We start from the raw sequence: 21,764 nt of genomic DNA on the forward strand, positions 1-21,764 counted from the left end.
CATGGAGACATACGACGGGCCCATGAGGTTGCCCAACGGCCCTGCGCTTCCAAGTGACGGGCGCGTCACTTCACTTGGCGCACTCGACCTTGTCCGCCGTGGTCTTGCTGTCGACCGCCGGCGCCGTCGACGCGGAGGTGAGCTTCTCCCCGGCCCCCTTGAAGTCCTTGCCCAGGGTGAGCGTCATCGTCGGCAGCCCCTGGGCGTTGGTCACGCTCTTGCCGGGCTTCAGCGCGGAGCCGGACAGCCCCATGATGTCCGCGAGCCTGCGCGCCTGGGCGGCCTGGTCGGGGGCGTACTCGAGCGTCGTCCTGGCGAGCGCCGCGTCCGCGTTGCCGGCGTTCTCGGACTTCAGTACGCCCGCGTCGTTCTGCAGGTACTGCAGCTCCGCCTGCGCACTGCCGGCGGCCGCACCGCCGTTGAGGATCCGCACCCGCACCTCGGAGGCGGCGGACTTGGTGCCCTTGAGCCGGGCGGCCTGCGCGTCCTTCGCCGCCTTCTGCTTCTTCTTCACCTCGGTGAAGGAGACGTCGTTCTTGATCGCGTCGAAGACCGCGGGCGCCTTCGAGTCGTTCAGGACGACGGTGACCTTGATCTTCTCGGCGGGGTTGTCGACCACCGGGACGGTGGTGAAGGTCAGGTTCTTGGTGTTGAGCTTGCCCAGCTCCAGACCGAGGTCCTTCAGCTTGCCGATGCTGTCGAGCTTGGAGTCGACGGTCAGCGCCTTGGTGCCCGCCTCGGCCAGCTTCACCATCTTCGTCGGGTCGGTGAGGGTGGAGTTGGACTTCAGCTTGCGCATCAGGGCGCTGAGGAAGTTCTGCTGCAGCGTGATCCGGCTGAGGTCGCCGCCCAGACCGACCGAGTGACGGGTGCGGACGAAGGCGAGCGCGTTCTCACCCGTGAGGTGGCGCATGCCCTTCTTCAGATTGAGATGCGAGTCGGGGTCGTCGATGTCCTTGCCGAGACAGACGTCGACCCCGCCGACCGCGTCGGTCAGCGTCTTGACCGCGTTGAAGTCGGCGACCATGAAGTTGTCCGGCTTGATGCCGGTCAACTCGGTGACCGTGCGCGCGGTGCAGCTGGGCGTGCGTTCGCCCTGGCCGAGGCTGGTGTTGAAGCGGACGCCGGTCGTGCCCTTGATGACCTTGGTCGTGCCGTCGGCCTGGGTCGTGGGGCAGTCGGGGACATCGGTGATCAGGTCGCGCGGGATGCTCAGCGCGGTCGCGTTCGAACGGTCCTTGGAGACGTGCAGCAGGATCGTCGTGTCCGCGTGCCCGACGCTGCCGGAGTCGCCGTAGCCCTCGTTGCCCTTGCCGGTGCGCTTGTCCGTGCCGATCAGCAGGATGTTGATCGCCTTGTCCTTGCTGAAGCCGCCGGTGCTCGCGCCGTCGTCCGAGACGGAGGTGATGTTGTCGTTGAGGTGCTTGATGTAGAGGTAGGCACCTCCCGCCGCCGCCACCAGGACGAAGGCCATGGTCCCGCCGGTCCACAGCAGGACCTTCTTGGCCCTGCCCTTCTTCTGCACGGGCCGGCGACCGCGCCGCCCCGGCAGCGGCTCCTCGGTACCCCGGCGCCGGCGCTGCGGCGGGACCGGAGTCGTCCGGCCCGGCGCATCCGTACGGCTGCGCGCGGTGCCGTCGCGGGAGCCCGCCCTCCGGGGGCCGGGCCTACGGGGCCCCGGTACCGGCGACTGCGGTGCGGAAGGAGTCAGTCGCAGCTCGTATTCGCCGGTGTTCGGGTTGAGTACCCACTGGTCTGCGGGGTCGGTACTCTCCGCCCGCCCACGGCCTTGTACGTCCACGGTTGTATGAGTCCTCCGTCAAGGGCTGGATCGCCCACACTAACCGCACAGTTCGGCATCGAGTGCCGTCGACGAAGAATCCCGCATCCCTACAACCGGTCAATTCACCCTATTTCCTTGACCGTTCGCTACCAGCGGTAGGGCTTGTAGACGTCCATGCACTGACCGCTGTCCGAGCCGTTGATGGCGTCGGCATTCCCGGGCAGGTCACCGGCCTTGGGCTTGGACTGCTTCGGATACGTGGTGCCCGTACGCCAGTCCGCTCCCACGACGACCGTGACACCGGACACGTCGGTGGACCGCTTCACCGAACTCAGTGGAATTCCCAGCGACTTCGCTATGCGCTGGGCGTCGCCCTCCAGTTCGGCGCTCGGATAGCGCACGACCGTCCGGTCCTCGGAGAGCCCGGCCGTCGCGTCCTTGGACGCCTTCGAGAAGCCCTTCTGCAGCAATTCCTCGGCGACGACGCCCGCGCGTCCGCTCACCGGGGCGAGCGTGGAGGTCCCGGTGGCGTTCTGCACGACGACACCGATCTGGTCGTCCGCCGCCGACGGGGCCTTGGTGGCCTCCTTCTCGGCGGTCGTCTTCTTCGCAGCCGACGCCTTGCCCTTGTTGTCGAGGGACACGTCGTCGCGGAGCATCTCCCACAGCTTGTCGGCGTTGGCGGGGTCCGGCACGACGTGATCGACGTTCCTGGGATCCGTGACGTTCGGCATGGTCACCGAGGTGATGCGGTCCGTCGGGACCGACTTGAGCTGCATGCCCAGGTCGTACAGCTTCTTGACGGTGCCGATCTCCTCGGAGACCTTCAGGGACTTGGTGGCCGCCTCGGCCAGGTCCGTCAGCCGCCCGGTGTCGGTGAAGACGTTCTGCTTCTTCAGCGTGCGGATCATCGAGTTCAGGTACATGTGCTGCGCCCGGGCCCGCATCAGGTCACTGCCCCAGGCGTGCCGGGTGCGCAGCCACTGCAGGGCCTGCTTGCCCTCGACCGTGTGCGTCCCGGCCGTCAGCTTCAGGCCGGAGCCGCCGGGCACCGCGGCCGTCGGGTGGTCCCACACGTTCTGCCGCACACAGACGTCGACACCGCCGATGGCGTCGGCCATCCGCACCACACCCGAGAAGTCGATCGTCATCCAGTGGTCGATGTAGACCCCGGTGAGGTTCTCCCAGGTGGCCAGCGTGCAGCCGGCGCCGCCGCGGGCCAGCGTGGTGTTGATGATGTCGGTGGTGGCCGGGTAGACCTTGCCGGTCTTGGGATCCGTGCACTTGGGGATGTCGACCCTGGTGTCGCGCGGGATGCTCACCATCGCGGCGCTCTTGCGGTCCGCGGACAGGTGGATGAGCATCTGCACGTCGGCGAGCGGCGGGCTGTTGCGGTCGTACTTGGCGCCGCCGAGCTTCACGTTCTCGTCGGAGGCACGGCTGTCCGAGCCGAGCAGCAGGATGTTGAGCGGCGTCTGCCCGGCCGCGTTGGCCTTGGTCTTCTGCGCCTTGGCGTCGCCGCTGCTGCGCTCGCCCTTCTGGATGTTGCCGTTCAGGTGCTGGTAGTAGAGGTATCCGGCGCCGGCCGTCCCGAGTATCAGCACCGACAGGGTGGTCGCCGACCAGCGCAGCACCCGGCGCCCCCGCCGGGGACCCCTGCGGCGGTGCCCGCGCCCGCCGACCGGCGTCCCGCGTCTGCCGGAGCCGTCGCCGTCCTGTGCGGCCTCGGGGCCGCCGTCCCCCCACCCCAGGTCACGGGAGTTGCGGACGCCCCCTTGCGTCCCCTCCTCGTGCACACTGCTCTGCGTCATTCCCCGTCCTCCCACCCCTTGCGCCGTTCAACGGACCTGCCGTGCGCCCTGTTAGACGCACAACAGGCCCGTCAGGTCACTTGGCGCACTCGACCTTGTCGGCCGTGGTCTTGTCCACGTCCGGCGCCTTGGTCGCTGCGGAGTACGAATTGCCCGCCCCCGGGAAGTCCTTGCCCAGGGTCAGCGTCATCGCCGGCAGGCCCTGATCGTTGGTCACGCTCTTGCCGGGCTTCAGCTGCGAGCCGGACAGGCCGAGTATGGCTGCCAGCCGTCGTGCCTGGTCGGCCTGGTCCGGGGCGTACTCGAGCGTGGTCTTCGCCTGCGATGCGGCCGCGTTGCCGGCGTTCTCCGACTTCAGTACGCCCGCGTCGTTCTGCAGGTAGTTCAGCTCGGCCTGCGCGCTGCCGGCCGCCGCACCGCCGTTGAGGATCCGCACCCGCACCTCGGAGGCGGCCGACTTGGTGCCCTTGAGACGGGCGGCCACCGCGGCGGCCTCCTTCTTCTTTTTCGCCTTGACCGCGGTGAAGGAGACGTCGTTCTTGATCGCGTCGAAGACCGGCTGCGCCGTGTTCGGGTTGAGGACGACGGTCGCGTGCACCTTCTCGGCCGGGTTGTCGATCACCGGCACGGTGGTGAACGTCAGGTTCTTCGGATTGAGCTTGCCCAGCTCCAGACCGAGGTCCTTCAGCTTGCCGATGCTGTCGAGGTTGGAGTCGACGGTCAGCGCCTTGGTGCCGGCCTCGGCGATCTTCACCATCTTCGTCGGGTCGGTGAGGGTGGAGTTGGACTTCAGCTTCCGCATCAGCGCGCTGAGGAACTGCTGCTGCAGCGTGATCCGGCTCAGGTCGCCGCCGAAGCCGACCGCGTGGCGGGTGCGCACGAAGGCGAGGGCCGTCTCGCCCTCGATGTGCTGCATGCCCTTCTTCAGATTGAGGTGCGAGTCCGGGTCGTTGATGTCCTTGCCGAGACATACGTCGACTCCGCCGACCGCCGTGGTCAGCGTCTTGACCGCGTTGAAGTCGGCGACCATGAAGTCGTCCGGCTTGATGCCGGTGAGCTCGGTGACCGTGCGCGCCGTGCAGCTGGGCGTACGGAGGTCCTGGCCGAGGCTGGTGTTGAAACGGACGTTGCTCGTACCGGCGATGACCTTCTCGCTGCCGTCGGCCTGCTGGGTCGGGCAGTCCGGGATGTCGGTGATCAGGTCGCGCGGGATACTCAGCGCGGTCGCGTTCGAACGGTCCTTGGAGAGGTGCAGCAGGATCGTCGTGTCCGCGTGCCCGACGCTGCCGGAGTCGCCGTACTTCGTGTTGCCCTTGCCGGTGCGCTTGTCCGTGCCGATCAACAGGATGTTGATCGCCTTGTCCTTGTCGAAGCCGCCGGTGCTGGCGCCGTCGTCCGAGACGGAGGTGATGTTGTCGTTGAGGTGCTTGATGTAGAGGTAGGCGCCGCCGGCCGCGGCCACCAGGACGAAGGCCATGGTCCCGCCGGTCCACAGCAGGATCTTCTTGGCCCTGCCCTTCTTCTTGACCGGCCGGCGACCGCGCCGTCCCGGCAGCGGCTCCTCGGGCACACCCCGGCGCCGGCGCTGCGGCGGGACCTGGCGGCCGGGCGCCTCCGGAGCCGCCGTACGGCTGCGTACCGCGCCGGTGTTACCGCGAGGGGTGGATCTGCGGGGCCCCGGCACCGTTGATTGCGGTGCGGAAGGGGTCAGTCGCAATTCGTATTCGCCGGTGTTCGGATTGAGCACCCATTGGTCTGCGGGATCGATGTCGTTCGCCCGCCCACGGCTTTGCGCGTCCACGGTTGTCCGATTCCTCCGTCGGGGCGCGCGCCTTCCCCCCTCAAGGCGCTCGGGTCTCGGTCACACAGTGCAAGACGCCAGGACGGACCTCGCGGATGGATGCACCGGATCGCTCACACTAACCGCCCTGTTCAGCGCCGAGCGGCGACGGTGACAAATTCCACGTCACCCCGCGGGGTAATTCGTCCTTTTTCTCGGACATAAGTGCGGTGATTTGGCAAGCGCTTTACTCGCACGTGTCTTCGGCGGCTGTGCTGCCCCGGAACGTGGGGGCGGGAGAGGCGGAGTTCGAGGGCTCGTCACCCCGCTTTCCGCGGGACTTTCCGTCATCGCGCTCGTACTCCCAGTAGTCGTACGACCCGTCGTACGAATCCCCGCTCTTTGTGGCGGAATCCCGCGGCACTTCCTCGGCGACCTTCAGCGGCTCGTCCTTGCGCAACCGTTCGAACAGTTTCTCCGCCTCGGGTTCCACGAGCTGATCGCGATTGGCGTTGTAGACGTACGACTCCCGCGGAACAGTCAGGAATTGCACGCGTTCCGTGGGGATGTCACGCAGCCCGCGCACGAGTTGGTACAGGCCGCGCAGGCTCGCCAGATCCGGGTCGGTGGTGAGAGAGGACGTGGCCGCGTCCAGCACCGGGTAGAGCTTCACCGGATTCAGCAGTACGTCATTGCTCTGCACCTTGTTGACCAGCGCCCCGAGGAATCGCTGCTGGCGGTCCATCCGGTCGGTGTCGCTGCCGTCGCCGAGGGTCTTGCGGGCGCGGACGTAGCCGAGGGCCTGCTCGCCGTCGAGCGTGACCCGGCCCGCGGGCAGCTTCAGCTTCGCGGCCTCGTCGTCGATCGGGCTGCGCAGGCACACCTGGACGCCGTCGACCGCGTCGACCATCTCCTTGAAGCCGTGGAAGTCGACGACGACGTGGTGGTCGACACGGATGTCCGTGAGCTTCTCGACGGTCCGGATGGTGCAGCCCGAACCGCCCATCTGGAAGGCGTAGTTGAACATCGCGAACATCGGCTCGGAACGGCTCCCGTCGGCGCGCAGACACGCGGGCACGTCCACCATCAGGTCGCGCGGCAGGGAGATCGCGGTGGCGGTGCGCCGGCCCGCGCCGAGGTGCAGCAGGATCGTCGTGTCGGACCGCTCGGTGCCGGAGTCCCGCCCGTAGTCGTCGTTGTCGTCCCCGGACCGTGTGTCCGAGCCGATCAGCAGGATGTTCTGCGCGCCCTTGACGAGCGAGGTGGGCCGCTCCTTCTCGTACCGCGCGAGCTCGGCGGCAGCGGCGTCGTCGGGCGTGATGTTCGCGTCCAGCTTGGCGTACAGCGCCCAGCCGGTTCCGACGGCCGCGACGAGCCCCAGGGCGACCACGAGCCCCCCACCCCGGACCCACCGCCGCCGGCGCCGCCGGGCCGGCCCCCCACCGCTCGCAGACGCCCCCGCCCCGCGCCCGGGCATGCCTACGTTGTCGGTCACGTGCGGCTCCACCCCTCATGGCGTACGGACGTACTCGTCCTACGACGATGCCCCGGAGGGGGTGGTGGAGGCGGCCGTTACTGGCCCATGTGGGTGACTGCGAGGCGTTTCAGCGGCGCACAACCGTCACCCGCTCACTCTCGATCCGCTTGGCCAGCGCCTCGTCCGAGAGCTGATCGAGGTTCCGGCACAACACCACGGACCCCCCGGTGGCAAGCGCTCCGAACAACCCGGCGTTCAATCCGTCCCACGTGTCGTACGCCAGCCCCGACAGAATCCGCGACCCGGGCCCGGTCAACCCCAGCTCCGGTGCCTCGGCCCGAGCCCGCTCGACAACCTCCGCCGCGCTGAACTCCCGCCCGGCCGCGATCAGCGCAGGCTCCTCCGGATCCACCGGCGAGAACGGCACGAACCGATCCCCCTGACTCGGCACCTCGACGGCGTAGTCGACGAAGCCGTCCGGTACCTGCGGAAACCGCCCGCCGAGCGGCCGCAACGCCAGCGCGACCCGCTCCCCACGGCACGCCCGCGCCGCGTCCAACGAGTCCGGCCCGCTCACCACGACGTCGGCCGCCCCCGGATCCCCGACGACATCCGCAACCGCCCCCACCGACGCACACGCCAGCAGCCACACCGCCGTCTGCCAGTGCGCGGGCAGCAACAGCGCGACCCGATCGCCGGGGCCGGCGGCCAGGTCGCCCTGAAGCAGATTCGCGGTCTTGGCCACCCAATTGGCGAAGGTGGCCACGGACAATTCGACGCGCTCGCCCGTGGCGTCGTCGTAGAAGGTCACCAGGGGGCGTCCGGGGTCCGCGGCGAGCGCGGAAGACAGCAGGTCGGCAGGGGTGCGGTCGGTGGCGTTCACCCGCGCAAGCGTACGCGGGCGACCCGCCGCGCACCGAGGGGCGGGGCCACCGGTTCGGCGGAACGGCAGCCGACGGCCCGTCAGTTCCCGGATGGACAGATATGTATGACTATGTCCAAGATCAGGAGCATGCGTGGATTCCTTGCTTCTTCGATCGCCTCCTCGATCGGCGTCGCCTGCGCCGCCGCCCTCGCCCTCCCGCTGCCCCCGCCCGCGGCCGCGGCCACGGCGACGGCGAGACACGCGCCGGGCGGCGCAAGAACCGCGCAGGTGGTCGCCGGTTCCCAGCTCCCCGGCAGCACGCAGTCGCTGCCCCTCGCGCCCATCGCAACCCTCGCCCCCCTCACCCGCAACCGCGCCCTCACCTCCGTCTCCGCCCCCGAAATGGGCCTCACCCGCGAGGACGTGGCGCACTTCTCGATGGTCGGTGTCATCTGGGACGACCCGGCCACCGAACTGCACGGCCGGGTCCAGGTCCGCACGCGGGCGACCGGCAACGGCGCCTGGTCCCGCTGGCAGAACCTCCAGACGCACAACGACGACGGGGCCGACCCCGGCTCCGCCGAGCGCACCTCGGGCCGCGTCCGCGGCTCCACCGCACCGCTGTGGGTGGGCGACTCCGACGGCGTGGAGGTCCGGGTCCGGGCCGAGGGCGACCGCCGTACCGGACAGAGCACCCGCGCCGTCCCCGCCGCCTCCGCGCTCCCCTCGGGCCTGCGTCTGGAACTCGTGGACCCCGGCGGGGAGACCTCGACCCGAGGCGCGGCCCTCGCCGTGCCGTACAGCGGTCCGACGGACACCGCGCAGACGGCAGCCCTGAAGACCCAGAACACCGAGTCGGAGGCGTCCCTGGCCGCCTCCGCGGCCAACGCCGACCTCGTCCCGCTCGGCGCCACCGTGATCCCCGCACTGAGCCGCACCGCGACCGTACGGGAGCTACTGGCCCTGCGCGGAAGCAAGTTGACGGCGAAGCAGCGCGCGAAGCCGTACATCGGACCACGCCCGCGCATCATCACGCGCCGCGGCTGGGGCGCGGACGAGAAGCTGCGCGAGAAGGGCTTCGTCTACACGAAGAAGGTCAAGGCGGCCTTCGTGCACCACACGGCGACCGGCAACGGGTACCGCTGTTCGCAGGCCGCCTCCGTCATCCGCGGTATCTACCGCTACCACGTCCGGAGCATGGGCTGGCGCGACATCGGCTACAACTTCCTCGTCGACAAGTGCGGAAACATCTACGAGGGGCGTGCCGGGGGAGCGGCGAAGGCGGTCAGGGGCGCCCACACTCTCGGTTTCAACAACAACAGCATGGGGATCGCCGTCCTCGGCGGCTTCGGTTCGCACAAGCCGCCCGCTGCGGTACTGAAGGCCATCGCGCGCCTCACGGCCTGGAAACTCGGGCTCTACGGCGCCAATCCGCGCGGAAAGACATATCTGAAGTCGGGCGGTGGCAATCTCTACCGAAAGGGTAAGAACGTACGTCTGAACGTGATCTCCGGCCACCGTGACGGCTACGCCACGGACTGCCCGGGCGGGCAGCTCTACCGCAAGCTCGGCACGGCCCGCTCCACCGCGGCGCGCTACCAGGGTCGCTAGGACCTGTCTTCGGGCAGGTCCAGGGCTCCGCGGGGGAGTTGGGCAAGGAGGTCACATTCACGCCATCGGGGGGCACCGGGTGGAACCGCGGAACGCCGCACGGCCGTCGAAGGCGCCACATAACGGTCTGCATAAACTGGCCGGCCGAAAGACAGTTCGGCCGGTCCCGGCAGGAAGCAGAGACGACAGGTGACAGAAGCGATCCTCCTGGTCGGCGGCAAGGGCACCCGGCTGCGCCCGCTCACGGTCCACACGCCCAAGCCCATGGTCCGCGCGGCCGGGGTCCCGTTCCTCACGCACCAGCTGGCGAGAGCGAGAGCGGCGGGCGTGGACCACATCGTCCTGGCCACGTCCTATCTGGCCGAGGTCTTCGAGCCGTACTTCGGCGACGGCTCCTCGCTGGGCCTGCACATCGAGTACGTGACGGAGGAGGAGCCCCTCGGCACGGGCGGCGCCATCCGCAATGTGGCCTCCCGCCTCCACTCGGGCCCCGACGACCCGGTCCTGGTCTTCAACGGCGACATCCTCACGGGCCTGAACATCAGGGCCCTGGTGGACACCCACGAGAAGACGGGCGCCGACGTCTCCCTGCACCTCACCAAGGTCACCGACCCGCGCGCCTACGGCCTGGTCCCCACCGACGAGACGGGCCGCGTCCTCGCCTTCCTGGAGAAACCGCAGACCCCCGAGGAGATCGTCACCGACCAGATCAACGCGGGGGCGTACGTCTTCCGCCGCTCGGTCATCGACACGATCCCCGCGGGCCGCCCGGTCTCGGTGGAACGCGAGACGTTCCCGGACCTCCTGTCCGCCGGAGTCCACCTCCAGGGGCTGGTCGACTCCACGTACTGGCTGGACCTGGGCACCCCGGCGGCCTTCGTCCGCGGCTCCGCCGACCTGGTCCTGGGCCGGGCCCCGTCCCCCGCGGTCCCCGGCCGCTGCGGCGACCGCCTCATCCTCCCCACGGCCACGGTCGCCCCCGACGCGAAACTGACGGGCGGCACGGTGGTCGGCGAGGGCGCGTTCGTGGCCGAGGGCGCCCGCGTCTTCGGCTCCACCATCCTCCCGGGCGCCGTCATCGAACCCGGCGCCGTCATCACCGACTCCCTCATCGGCACCCGCGCCCGCGTCGGCGAACGCACCGTCCTGACCGGCACGGTCATCGGCGACGGCGCGATCGTAGGCCCCGACAACGAACTGCGCGACGGCATGCGCGTGTGGTGCGACGCGCGGATCCCGGCGGGGGCGGTGCGGTTCTCCTCGGACCAGTAGCCACACCCTGCCGGGCAACTCCTGGACGCCGGCCGGGCCATCCCAGCCCGTCCGGCGTTTGAGGACGAGGCCCCTTCAGGGCCGAACGGGGGCCTGGGGGCGGAGCCCCCAGTGGCGGAACGGACAACGCCGGTGCGCTCACAACCGCCCGATGTCGGTCCTCGGCATCTTCGGCGCCCGTCTCGGCGGCGTACGCCCGCTCAGCAGAATGAACCGCGCCGCCCGATGCCGCTGCCCCGCATACGGCTCCAACAGCTCCAGCATCGCCGCATCGTCCGCGTTCCGGTCCCCGGCGAGCGCCCACCCCACGATGCCCGGCAGATGCAGATCCCCGACGGTCACCGCGTCCGGCGCCCCATGACTGCGCTGCACGACCTCCGCCGACGTCCACGGACCGATCCCGGGCACGACCTCCAACCGCGCCTGCGCGGCCGCCGGCTCCATCCCGACCGCCTCCTCCAGCCGCGCAGCGACCCGCACGGCCCGCAGGATCGTCGACGCCCGCTTGTTGTCGACGCCGGCTCGGTGCCACTCCCAGGACGGGATCAAGGCCCAGGTCCGCGGCCCGGGCATCACCCACAGCCGCCCGCCCGCGGCAGGCCCCGGCGCCGGCTCCCCGTACTTCCGCACCAGCAACCGCCACGCCCGATACGCCTCATCGGTGGTGACCTTCTGCTCCAGCACCGACGGAATCAGGGACTCCAGCACCAGCCCGGTCCGTGTCAGCCGCAGCCCCGGCCGCCGATGCCGCGCGAGAGCCACCAACCGGTGCCGCGGGACGAACGCGTCGGGTTCGTCCGCGCCCCCGAGCAACTCCGGCAACTGCTCCAGCAACCACTCGGCCCCCGGCCCCCACGCCTCCCCGCGCACCTCACCCCCGCACACGGAGACCCGCAGCGTGCCGGCCCCGGCAGGCGTGAGAGTGGCCCGCCACACGGACCCGTCGGGCATCGCCCGAAACGTCGGATCCCCTCCGCCCCGCCGAAGCGGCCCCAGCACGAGCCCGAGATCCAACGGCCCGTCCGGCACCACGACTCGCACCCGCCCCGGCGCAGACGCCTGCCGCGGCACACCTCCAGGCACGACAACATGCCCACCGCGCACGGTCGCACGAGTGGGCCGGGGAGCGAATCGTCCAGCCACGGGTGAGTTCCTGGGGGTGTCGGGGACCTACGAGACTAGGCGGTACATACGACTGCCGGTGCGCCCAACGGCTTTTGGCTTTCAGGGGCGCGGGGCTGTGTCCGATGTGCGGCTCCGCCGCGTGGGCGCGACAAGCCCCCACTGATCCGCACTCGCGCGCGAGACCCCCGACGCCCAGAAACCATAGGCACCCGGCACGCCCGGCCAAATGTCACCGCACCTCGACAAAGCTCCCCGCATCCCGCTCAGCCCTCGGCCGCGGCTCCTCCGCCGGATGCCCGACAGCCACCGCCCCCATCGGATCCCACTCCGCCGGCAGCCCCAGCACCTCACGCACCACATCCCGGCAGAACATCGTCGACGACACCCACGCGGACCCCAGCCGCTCCCCGGCCAGCGCCACCAGGAAGTTCTGTACACCGGCCCCCGCGGCGACCACGAACATCTCCCGCTCGGCCCCGTCCCGCCGCGCGTCCCCGTACGTGTGCGACCCGTCCATGACCAGACAGGGCACCACCAGATACGGCGCATTCCGCAGCACATCACCTCGCCGCACCCGCTTGGCGATGGACTCCTCGCTCTTGCCGTCCCGCCGCAGATCGGCGATCCAGGCATCGCGCATCGCATCCAGCAGTTCGGTCCGCGCGCCCTCGGACTCCAGCAGCACGAACCGCCACGGCGTCGTGTGATGCGGCGCCGGCGCGGTCACGGCCGCGGCGACCGCCCGCCGTACGGCACCGGGATCGACGGGTTCGTCGGTGAACGCCCGTACGGTGCGCCGCTGGGTCACCGCCGTCCGGATCGCCTCGGACGTCCCGAGCCGGAACATGTCGTCGCGCCCGCCGCGCACCATGACCCGCGCCCCCTCGCCGTCCTCCTCGGCCACCAGGTGCGGCAGCCCGCGCACGACGGCGACGGGCAGCCCGGCGGCCTTGCCCTTGACCAGATCACCGGCGGCGGCCAGCTCGTCCGCCGTCGCCACGACCGTCGCGCTGAGCGGATTGCCGTACGCGTCCGTGCCCCCGCGCAGATCGTCGAGCACGTGCACTCCGGCGGCGCCGATCGCGACATCCGTGAGCCCCGAGCGCCAGGGCCGCCCGAAGGTGTCGGTGACGACGACGCCGACGTCGACGCCGAGGGCGTCCCGCACTCCGGCCCGGATCGCGCGCGCGGACGCGTCGGGATCCTCGGGCAGCAACAGCACCGTCCCGGAAGGGGTGTTGGAGGCGTCGACCCCGGCCGCGGCCATCACCAGGCCCTGCCGGTTCTCGACGATCCGGAGCGCCCCGCGCCGCGCCACGACCCGCACGGTCTCGGCGTCGATGGCGGCCTCCCGGTCGACCGCCCGGACGATCCGCCCCTCGGCCTTGGACACGATCTTCGAGGTGACGAGCAGTACGTCCCCGTCGACCAGCCCCGGCTCGGCGGCGGCGATCAGCTTGGCGAGATCGTCACCGCGTTGCACCTCGGGCATCCCGGGCACGGCCCAGACCCGGTAGCCGTCGACAGACGCTTCGCTCAAGACGCCCGCACCTCCTCCGCCAGCGCCAGCGCCTCGCGCGCCATCTGCGCGGTCGCGTCGAGGTCGGTCATCATCAGCGGCACGGCCCGGCACCGGATCCCGGCCGTCTCGATCCGCTCCACGACACCCGCGTCGACGGTGTCGACGAGCCAGCCGTCGAGCAGCCCCGAGCCGTAGTGCTCGGCGACCGCCGCGGCCGTGGACTCCACGCCGACCGCCGCGAGCACCTTGTCGGCCATCCCGCGCACGGGCGCGTCCCCGACGATCGGGGACAGGCCGACGACCGGCACCCCGGCCTCGGCGATCGCCTCGCGGATGCCGGGCACGGCAAGGATCGTGCCGACGGACACCACCGGATTCGACGGCGGGAAGAGCACGACGTCCGCCTCCGCGATCGCCTCCAGCACGCCCGGCGCCGGCTTCGCCTGCTCCGCACCGACCGGCACGACCGCCTCGGCCGGCACCGAGGCCCGCAGCCGTACCCAGTACTCCTGGAAGTGCACGGCCCTGCGCTCACCGTCCAGCTCCACGGCCACATGCGTCTCGACCCGGTCGTCGGTCATCGGGATCAGCCGCACCCCCGGCTTCCACCGGTCGCACAGCGCCTCCGTCACCGCGCTCAGCGGATATCCGGCACCGATCATCTGCGTCCGCACGATGTGCGTGGCGAAGTCCCGGTCGCCGAGCCCGAACCACTCCGGCCCCACGCCGTACGCCGCGAGCTCCTCCTTGAGATGGAAGGTCTCGTCGGCCCGGCCCCAGCCCTGCTCCTCGTTGATGCCGCCGCCGAGCGTGTACATCACCGTGTCGAGGTCCGGGCAGACCTTCAGTCCGAAGAGGTGGATGTCGTCCCCGGTGTTGCCGATGACCGTGACGTCCGCGTCCGGCACGGCCTGCTTCAGACCGCGCAGGAACCGGGCACCACCGATGCCGCCTGCCAGAACCACAATGCGCATGGACCAAGTCTTACAGGCGGGTACGACAACGCGTCAGGCGGTTACGGCGTCGACCTCGTCGTGCGTCGCGGGGGCCGCCGTGCAGGCCGTGTGCATCGGCATCTCGGTCAGGCCCGGGTAGTAGACGTGCAGGCTGACCGCCGGCTCCAGCGCGTCGTTGACGACCTCGTGCACATACCCCGGAGCGAACACCCGCTGCGTGCCCGCGCCCAACGCGCGCGTGCCCCGGCGGGTGCGTTCGGTCAGCGTGCCCTCCAGGACGGTCAGCACACCGGAGGAGCGGCCGTGGTCGTGCAGCCCGCTGCCCTGACCGGGCACCCAGGACAGCAGCCACACCTCGTAGCCCGGCCCCGTGCGCAGCCGGTGGTACCAGCGTGTCGTCGCGTCGTACTCGACGAGGTGCTCCCACTGCGAGCGGTCGGCGGCGATGGAGCGCGCCAGCCCGACGAACTCGGCCACGGTGGCCGGGTGCTCGCGCGGGGGCTGCAGCAGGTGCTGCACCTCGAGGATGTCGCCGGCGATCTGGAGGTCGTTGTCGCTGTTCATAAGGGGTGTGCGGTTCCTCAGTGAAAGAAGGTCAGAGGGAACGGAAACCGGGTCGGCAGGACGCGGTCTTCAGCTGGAGCGGGTATGGCTCAACAGCTGGAACAGCAACAACAGCTACGGCGAGCACGGGCAGCACCGTCGGACCCGGCGGAGCGGGTCGAGGTGAGTGCCGAGTTCGCGAGCATGCCCATAAGAACACCGGTTGACACCTTCGACTGTCAACTCGGCGCCCGGTATGTGGGACATGCTTCACCTCATCCGGTTCATGTCCGAGGCGAAAGGTTTGTTCTGACGCCCCCCGGGACACATGGCGCACAACCGGGCGCTCAAACCTCGATGCGATCTTGTGATCCGACTGTGATCCGGTTCGCTCCGAGGTGCGAGTGGAACGAGATCGAACCTCTGGGCGTCCTTCCCCGTACAGGCTCTGCGCGGGGTCGGAGGCCCTTGCGGGCCTCGTCTGCATGTCAAGGTTTATGCCGATTTGAACACTTTCCGCATGGCCTTGGTTCCGCAGAGTGAATAAGGGGCCCAATAGCAGATCTCGGCTTGACTCGCCCGGAGCAGCACACTTGTAATTTCACTCGTGTCGTTCAGCCGAAATCGGTAACGGCTACATCACGGGGACGCGAAAGACAGACGAGGGGCGCACATGACCGAGCTGGTGCAGCAACTGCTGGTCGACGACGCGGACGAGGAACTCGGCTGGCAGGAGCGCGCGCTGTGCGCCCAGACCGACCCCGAGTCCTTCTTCCCCGAGAAGGGCGGCTCCACCCGCGAGGCCAAGAAGGTCTGCCTGGCCTGCGAAGTCCGCTCCGAGTGCCTCGAATACGCCCTCGCCAACGACGAGCGCTTCGGCATCTGGGGCGGTTTGTCCGAACGCGAACGGCGCCGGCTGAAGAAGGCCGCCGTCTGACCGGACGGCCCGCACCTCGCACGTAGACACCCCACGGACACAACACGCACGGACACGCGCGCGTACACCCACACACACGTCACGAACGGCCCGTCGCAGGTGGGTTATCCACAGGCGGCGGGCCGTCGCCATGCCCAGCCGATAGTGTGGGCGCTCGTCCGAGACGCCTCGCTGCCCCCAGTGGGCACAGACGTCCACCGCAGTCCATCGAACCGGGGCCCGTACCTCGATGTCCGTGCACAGCCACACGGCAGCCCACCAAGACGTCGCTGCCACACCAGAGTTCCCGCGTCACGTGGTGACAGCGGTCGTCGTCTCGCACGACGGCGCCCGCTGGCTGCCCGACGCGCTCGCCGGGCTGCTCGGCCAGGAGCGCCCCGTCCAGTACGTCATGGCCGCCGACACCGGCAGCGCGGACGACTCGGCCCAGCTGGTCACCGGCGCCCTCGGCGCCGACCGCGTACTGCACCTCGCCCGGCGCACCGGCTTCGGCCAGGCCGTCGAGGAGGCGGCGCGGACCGCTCCCGTGCTGACCCCGGACGAGCTGCCGTACCTGAAGCGCCCGAGCGGCTGGGACCCGGTCACGCGCACGTGGCGCGACGACGCCTACGACATGCCCGAGCTCCCGCACGGCGAGCCGGTCCAGTGGCTGTGGCTGCTGCACGACGACTGCGCCCCCGAACCCGACGCCCTGGCCCAGCTGCTGCGGGTCGTGGAGAACGAACTGGAGCTCGGCCGCGACGACGTGGCCGTCGTCGGCCCCAAGCTGCGCGGCTGGTACGACAAGCGGCAGCTCCTCGAGGTCGGCGTCACCATCGCCAACTCCGGCCGCCGCTGGACCGGCCTGGACCGCCGCGAACAGGACCAGGGCCAGCACGACCACGTCCGCTCCGTGCTGTCGGTCTCCACCGCCGGCATGCTGATCCGCCGCGACATCTTCGAGCAGCTCGGCGGCTTCGACAAGCGGCTGCCCCTGATGCGTGACGACGTCGACCTGTGCTGGCGCGCCACCGCCGCCGGCCACCGCGTCCTCATCGCCCCCGAGGCAGTCGTACGACACGCCGAGGCCGCCTCCCGCGAGCGCCGCATGGTCGACTGCGTGGGCCGCACCGCCGCCTCCCCGCACAAGGTCGACAAGGCGGGCGCCGTCTACACCCTCCTCGTCAACAGCCGTACGGCCGTGCTGCCCTGGGTGCTGCTGCGCCTGGTGGTCGGCACGCTCCTGCGTACGGTCGCCTACCTCGTCGGCAAGGTCCCCGGACAGGCCGTCGACGAGATCCGTGGTCTGCTGGGCACGCTGCTGCGGCCCGAGCGGATCATCGCCGGACGGCGCAGGCGCGGAGTCCCGCAGATCGACAAGGGCGAGCTGCGTGCGCTGTTCCCGCCGCCGGGTGCGACCGTGCGGGCCACGGTCGAGCAGGTCGCGGGCAACTTCTTCAGCGACTCCGACCCCGACGCCACCACCGGAGCGGGACGGCACGGCGGCGCGGTCGAGTCCGGACCCGGCGGCGACGACGCCGAATTCCTGGAGATCGAGCAGTTCGCCCGCCTCAAGCGCATCGCCCGCAAGCCCGGCCCGATGCTCTTCCTGGTCCTGCTGTTCGTCTCGCTCGTCGCCTGCCGCGAACTGCTCGGCGGCGGCGCGCTCGCGGGCGGCGCCCTGCTGCCCGCCCCGGCCGACGCCAGTGAGCTCTGGTCGCGCTATCTGGACTCCTGGCACGCGGTGGGCGCCGGCGGCACCCCGTCCGCCCCGCCGTACCTCGCGGTCGTGGCACTGCTGGCCTCCGCGCTGTTCGGCTCGACCGGACTCGCGGTCACGATCCTGCTCGTCTGCTCGGTCCCGCTGGCCGGTGTCACCGCCTACTTCGTCTCCCGCCCGCTGGTCGAGTCGCGCCTGCTGCGCGCATGGGCGGCCGTCGTCTACGCCTTCCTGCCCGCCGCCACGGGCGCGCTCGCGGGCGGCCGCATCGGCACCGCCGTCCTGGCCGTCCTGCTGCCGCTCATCGCGCGCGCGGGCATCGCCGCGAGCGGCCTCGCGAACACCTCTGGCGCGCGCGGCAGTTGGCGCGCCACCTGGGCGTACGCGCTGCTGCTGACCATCACCACGGCGTTCACGCCGATCGTGTGGCCCATCGCGCTGGTCCTCGGCGTCGGCGTGCTGGCCGTGCGCCGCGCCGACATCACCGCCTACGGGCTGCGCTTCCTCGCCCAGTTCGGCGTGCCCCTGCTGGTCCTCGCGCCCTGGTCGCTCTCGCTGCTCCCGTTCGGCTTCTTCAAGGAGGCCGGCCTCGAGTACGGCCCCTCGGCCGCCTCCGCCCTCGACCTGCTCGGCGCGAGCCCCGGCGGCCCCGGCACGGTCAGCGGGCTGATGCTCATCGGCATCGTCCTGGCCGCGCTGGCCGCCCTGATGCGCTCGGAGCGTCAGTTCGGAATCTGGACGGCCTGGGCGGTCGCCCTGGTGGGCCTCGTCTTCGCGGTCCTGTCCAACAACTCCACCTGGGCCGGCCCGGCCACCCTCGTCTACGGCATCGCCCTCCTGGCGGCCGCCGCGCTCGGCGCCGACGGTGCACGCGCGCGCGTGGCCGAGCAGAGCTTCGGCTGGCGCCAGCCGGTGGCCGCACTGATCGCCTTCGCCTCGCTCGCGGGCCCGCTGCTCGTCGCCGCCGGCTGGATGATCCGCGGCGCCGACGGACCGGTCGAGCGGCGCGACCCCGTCCAGGTGCCCGCATTCGTCGCCGAGGAGAGCGGCACCCGCGACCAGGCACGCACGCTCGTGCTCGACAGCGACTCCACCGCCCGCGTCGGCTACACCCTGGTCCGCGGCTCCGGCGCCCGGCTCGGCGACGCCGAGATCGCGGGGGCCGACGGCGAGAACGCCAAGCTCGACAAGGTCGTGGCCAACCTCGTCGCCGGTTCCGGTGCCGACCAGGCCGACCAGCTCGGTGCGTTCGCCGTGCGCTACGTCCTCGTCCACAAGGGCGCACCGCGCGAGGTCACCCGCGTCCTGGACGCCACACCCGGCCTGAGCCGCCTGAGCCAGCAGAACGGCAGCGCCCTGTGGCGGGTCGACCAGGAGGTCGCCCGCGCCACCATCGTGTCCGCCTCCGGCTCCGGCACGGCGCAGCCCGTCGCCGCCGGACCCGTCGAGATCCACACCACGGTCCCGGCCGGTTCCGACGGCCGCATCCTGCGCCTCGCCGACACCGCGGCCGACGGCTGGACGGCCACCCTGGACGGCAAGCCGCTCACCCGCACCACCGTCGACGGCTGGGCCCAGGGCTTCCAACTCCCCTCCTCCGGCGGCAGGTTGGACGTCACCTACGACGACCCCACCCACACCGCCTGGCTGTGGGCGCAGGGCTCACTCGCCGTCGTCCTCGTCGTCATGGCCCTGCCGGGCAGGCGCCGCGACGTCGACGACGACCTCCCCGAGGAGCCCGCCGTCCCCGCTCAGGCCGTCGCCGGCGAGGGCCGTCGCGCCCGCCGCCTGCGCGCCCAGGCGGAGGGGGAGGCCGAAGAGGCGGGCCGGAGCGAGGAGTTCCCGTCTCAACCTGCGGAGGAGACACCCGTCGCCGTCCCGCAGCAGCAGTCCTACGGCGACTGGGACGCGACGGGTTACCAGAGCGCCGAGTACGGCGGCTACGGCAACGAGCAGTACCAGGGCACCCAGCAGTACCCGGCGGGCTCGTACGACCAGACGTACCAGGCGGACCCGTACCAGGGCGCCCAGTACGACCCGTACGCCTACGGCGGTTCCTCCCAGGGGACGTACGACCAGAGCGCGTACGACACCTCGTACCAGCAGGGCTACGACCCCGCGTACGACCCGGCGCAGCATGACCCGCACGCCCCTGAGCGCCCCGACGGGAGTCAGCAGTGAACCGCACCATCCTGTCCCTGATCGCCGGCACGGCCGCGCTCGCCGCCATCACCGGGGTCGCCTCGCTCACCGCCCCGGGCGCCTCCGGCGCGAACACCGCCAAGGCCGCCGCCGAACTGCCCGTGGAGCGCACCACCCTGCTGTGCCCGGCGCCCAGCACCTCCGACATCGCCGACACCTCGTACACGTCGTTCACGCCCGTCACGAAGGGCACGGGAAGCGACGGCAAGGCCGAACTCCAGTCCGTCACCGAGCAGTCGGCCGACGGGACGAGCGACGACGGGACGAGCGGCAAGGGCAAGACGGACGACAAGAAGAGCGACAAGAAGGCCGGCAAGAAGAAGGCCGACAAGCCCGTCCTCACCCCCGAGGATCCCGGCAAGCCGGTCACGGGTGACACCTCCGGCTCCGACACCCCCGCGCTCGTGGGCACCGCCGAGGGCAAGTTCGCGCCCGGCTGGTCGGTCCAGGAGACCACCGAGGTCGCCGCGGGCACGGGACGTGGCCTGCAGGGCGTCAACTGCACCGAGCCGGACACCGAGTTCTGGTTCCCGGGCGCCAGCACGGACGCCGCCCGCACCGACTACGTGCATCTGACCAACCCCGACGACTCCGCGGCCGTCGTCGACATCGAGCTCTACGGCAAGGACGGCGCCCTCAAGTCCACGGTGGGGGAGGGCATCACGGTCGCGCCGCACTCCAGCGACCCGGTCCTGCTGTCCACGCTCACCGACGAGAAGCAGACCAACCTCACCGTGCACGTGAACGTCCGCAGCGGCCGGGTGGGCGCCGCCGTGCAGGCCCTGGACGACAAGCTCGGCGGCGACTGGCTGGCCGCCTCCACGGACCCGTCCGGCAGCCTCGTCCTGCCCGGTATCCCGAAGGACGCCACCTCCGTACGACTGATCGCCTTCACACCCGGCGACGCGGATGCCGACCTCAAGGTGCGCCTCGCCTCCCCGTCCGGGCTGATCACGCCCGCGGGGAACGAGACGCTGCACGTGAAGGCGGGCATGACGACCGCCGTCGACCTCGGTGCCGTCACGCGCGGCGAGGCGGGCTCGCTGATCCTCACGCCCACCGACGACTCCGTGCCGGTCGTCGCCGCGCTGCGGGTCGTCCGCGGCAAGGGCGACAAGCAGGAGACGGCGTTCATCCCGGCCACGAGCCCGGTCGGCACGCGCGCGACCTCCGCCGACAACAGCGGCAAGGGCTCCACGCTGTCCCTCACGGCGCCCACCCGCACGGCCAAGGTGAAGGTCACCGCGTCGGCGGGCAGCGACGGCGGTACGGCGGTCTCCAAGACGTACACGATCAAGGCGGGCACCACCCAGGACGTCGAGGCCCCGGCCCCGAGCGGTTCGAAGGGCACGTACGCGCTGACGGTCGAGCCCCTGTCCGGCGGTCCGGTCTACGCGGCCCGGACCCTGGCGGCGACGGAGGAAGGCGTACCGGGCTTCACGGTGCAGACGCTGCCGGACGACCGGGGGATGGTGGCGGTGCCGCAGGCGGACCAGGATCTGTCGGTGCTGCAGAAGTAGCGGCGACCTGGGGACGCCCGGCGGGCCTCAGTCCTCGCCGTACCGCGGGTCCACCGTCTCCGGGGTCAGCCCCAGCAGTTCGGCGACCTGCTCGACGACGACCTCGTGCACCAGCGCCGCCCGCTCGTCGCGCCCCTTCGTGCGGATCTCCACCGGCCGCCGGTAAACGATCACCCGGGCCGGCCGTCCCTCCCGGGAGGGAATCGTGCCGCCCAGGGGGACCGCCTCGTCGTTCCAGGTCTGTCCCGGGCTGTCCAGGCGAGGCACCTCGAGGACCAGGAAATCGATGTCGGCGAGCTGCGGCCAGTGCCGTTCCAGGCGCTCCACGGAGTCCTGCACCAGATCCGCGAACGCCTCGGCACGGCTCGCGGCGAGCGGCACCTGGGGCGGCGCGATCGGGCCGCGCATGCCCCGGCCGTGGCGATCACGACGGCGGGGCCCGGGGCCGGCGGCACGGGGCGGTACGGGGTTGTCCATCACTGGTGAAGCGTAGTCCCCGCCGGGACCGCATGCCGTGCCCCACACGGCGTGCCGGACAGCCTCGAACAGCCCATCACGGCATGTCACAGGATGACCATTCCAGCCAAGGTTGGGCTCGTTTCCATATCTCTCCGAGACCGGCGATCACGAGGCAAATGACGGGGTTTGTACGGACTGTTGA

General features: G+C 70.9%; 15 protein-coding genes. 5 read left to right on the plus strand and 10 right to left on the minus strand.

Features of this window, described 5'->3' with window-relative positions; translation table 11 throughout:
- Window positions 1–70: 70 nt before the first annotated feature.
- The 5 genes from ABZ880_RS12265 to ABZ880_RS12285 form a co-directional block, all read right to left on the minus strand.
- Window positions 71–1,801: an LCP family protein gene (locus ABZ880_RS12265; protein WP_361260478.1), complete on the minus strand. Its 1,731-nt coding sequence runs from the start codon at window positions 1,799–1,801 to the stop codon at window positions 71–73.
- Between the two features lie 128 nt (window positions 1,802–1,929).
- On the minus strand, window positions 1,930–3,594 hold the full coding sequence (locus ABZ880_RS12270; RefSeq protein ID WP_361260480.1) for an LCP family protein: 1,665 nt from the start codon (window positions 3,592–3,594) through the stop codon (window positions 1,930–1,932).
- Window positions 3,595–3,670: 76 nt separating this feature from the next.
- Window positions 3,671–5,395, minus strand: a complete 1,725-nt coding sequence (locus ABZ880_RS12275; protein WP_361260482.1) for an LCP family protein — start codon at window positions 5,393–5,395, stop codon at window positions 3,671–3,673.
- A 226-nt stretch (window positions 5,396–5,621) separates the two neighbouring features.
- Window positions 5,622–6,851 (minus strand): LCP family protein, encoded by a 1,230-nt coding sequence (locus tag ABZ880_RS12280; protein ID WP_361260564.1) that lies wholly within the window; start codon window positions 6,849–6,851, stop codon window positions 5,622–5,624.
- A 127-nt stretch (window positions 6,852–6,978) separates the two neighbouring features.
- Window positions 6,979–7,734 carry a TIGR03089 family protein gene (locus tag ABZ880_RS12285; protein ID WP_361260484.1) on the minus strand — a complete coding sequence of 252 codons (756 nt, stop codon included), beginning with the start codon at window positions 7,732–7,734 and terminating at the stop codon, window positions 6,979–6,981.
- Between the two features lie 129 nt (window positions 7,735–7,863).
- Between ABZ880_RS12285 and ABZ880_RS12290 the strand changes: the two genes are divergently transcribed.
- Window positions 7,864–9,327, plus strand: a complete 1,464-nt coding sequence (locus ABZ880_RS12290; RefSeq protein ID WP_361260486.1) for a peptidoglycan recognition protein — start codon at window positions 7,864–7,866, stop codon at window positions 9,325–9,327.
- A 189-nt stretch (window positions 9,328–9,516) separates the two neighbouring features.
- On the plus strand, window positions 9,517–10,599 hold the full coding sequence (locus tag ABZ880_RS12295) for an NDP-sugar synthase (protein ID WP_361260488.1): 1,083 nt from the start codon (window positions 9,517–9,519) through the stop codon (window positions 10,597–10,599).
- Between the two features lie 138 nt (window positions 10,600–10,737).
- Here the strand turns inward: ABZ880_RS12295 and ABZ880_RS12300 are convergent, their stop codons facing one another.
- From ABZ880_RS12300 to ABZ880_RS12315, 4 genes are all read right to left on the minus strand, one after another.
- Window positions 10,738–11,742, minus strand: a complete 1,005-nt coding sequence (locus tag ABZ880_RS12300) for a DNA-3-methyladenine glycosylase 2 family protein (protein WP_361260490.1) — start codon at window positions 11,740–11,742, stop codon at window positions 10,738–10,740.
- A 211-nt stretch (window positions 11,743–11,953) separates the two neighbouring features.
- A complete protein-coding gene (locus tag ABZ880_RS12305; RefSeq protein WP_361260492.1) occupies window positions 11,954–13,264 on the minus strand; it encodes a coenzyme F420-0:L-glutamate ligase in 1,311 nt (436 codons plus the stop codon).
- Window positions 13,261–14,220, minus strand: a complete 960-nt coding sequence (gene cofD / locus ABZ880_RS12310) for a 2-phospho-L-lactate transferase (protein WP_361260494.1) — start codon at window positions 14,218–14,220, stop codon at window positions 13,261–13,263. The genes ABZ880_RS12305 and cofD overlap by 4 nt, the downstream gene beginning before the upstream one ends.
- A gap of 33 nt (window positions 14,221–14,253) precedes the next feature.
- Window positions 14,254–14,766, minus strand: a complete 513-nt coding sequence (locus ABZ880_RS12315) for a cysteine dioxygenase family protein (RefSeq protein ID WP_361260496.1) — start codon at window positions 14,764–14,766, stop codon at window positions 14,254–14,256.
- Between the two features lie 652 nt (window positions 14,767–15,418).
- Between ABZ880_RS12315 and ABZ880_RS12320 the strand changes: the two genes are divergently transcribed.
- The 3 genes from ABZ880_RS12320 to ABZ880_RS12330 all read left to right on the plus strand — a co-directional run bounded on the left by ABZ880_RS12320 (window position 15,419) and on the right by ABZ880_RS12330 (window position 21,103).
- Window positions 15,419–15,682 carry a WhiB family transcriptional regulator gene (locus ABZ880_RS12320; RefSeq protein ID WP_003975777.1) on the plus strand — a complete coding sequence of 88 codons (264 nt, stop codon included), beginning with the start codon at window positions 15,419–15,421 and terminating at the stop codon, window positions 15,680–15,682.
- A 229-nt stretch (window positions 15,683–15,911) separates the two neighbouring features.
- Window positions 15,912–19,562: a glycosyltransferase gene (locus ABZ880_RS12325; RefSeq protein ID WP_361260498.1), complete on the plus strand. Its 3,651-nt coding sequence runs from the start codon at window positions 15,912–15,914 to the stop codon at window positions 19,560–19,562.
- A complete protein-coding gene (locus ABZ880_RS12330) occupies window positions 19,559–21,103 on the plus strand; it encodes a DUF5719 family protein (RefSeq protein ID WP_361260500.1) in 1,545 nt (514 codons plus the stop codon). The genes ABZ880_RS12325 and ABZ880_RS12330 overlap by 4 nt, the downstream gene beginning before the upstream one ends.
- A 27-nt stretch (window positions 21,104–21,130) precedes the next feature.
- On the opposite strand, the gene ABZ880_RS12335 is transcribed toward ABZ880_RS12330, so the two are convergent.
- Window positions 21,131–21,580, minus strand: coding sequence for a metallopeptidase family protein (locus ABZ880_RS12335; RefSeq protein WP_361260565.1), 450 nt, complete (start codon window positions 21,578–21,580; stop codon window positions 21,131–21,133).
- Window positions 21,581–21,764: the final 184 nt, after the last annotated feature.

It is taken from the genome of Streptomyces sp. NPDC047043 (assembly GCF_040644055.1).
Classification (GTDB): Bacteria; Actinomycetota; Actinomycetes; order Streptomycetales; family Streptomycetaceae; genus Streptomyces.

Excerpts from the sequence above, each read along its gene's own strand:
- ABZ880_RS12325 (WP_361260498.1), top strand. The coding sequence starts at position 15,912 with ATGTCCGTGCACAGCCACACGGCAGCCCACCAAGACGTCGCTGCCACA.
- ABZ880_RS12280 (WP_361260564.1), bottom strand. The coding sequence starts at position 6,851 with ATGCCCGGGCGCGGGGCGGGGGCGTCTGCGAGCGGTGGGGGGCCGGCC.
- ABZ880_RS12290 (WP_361260486.1), top strand. The coding sequence starts at position 7,864 with ATGCGTGGATTCCTTGCTTCTTCGATCGCCTCCTCGATCGGCGTCGCC.
- ABZ880_RS12315 (WP_361260496.1), bottom strand. The coding sequence starts at position 14,766 with ATGAACAGCGACAACGACCTCCAGATCGCCGGCGACATCCTCGAGGTG.
- ABZ880_RS12270 (WP_361260480.1), bottom strand. The coding sequence starts at position 3,594 with ATGACGCAGAGCAGTGTGCACGAGGAGGGGACGCAAGGGGGCGTCCGC.
- cofD (WP_361260494.1), bottom strand. The coding sequence starts at position 14,220 with ATGCGCATTGTGGTTCTGGCAGGCGGCATCGGTGGTGCCCGGTTCCTG.
- ABZ880_RS12320 (WP_003975777.1), top strand. The coding sequence starts at position 15,419 with ATGACCGAGCTGGTGCAGCAACTGCTGGTCGACGACGCGGACGAGGAA.
- ABZ880_RS12335 (WP_361260565.1), bottom strand. The coding sequence starts at position 21,580 with ATGGACAACCCCGTACCGCCCCGTGCCGCCGGCCCCGGGCCCCGCCGT.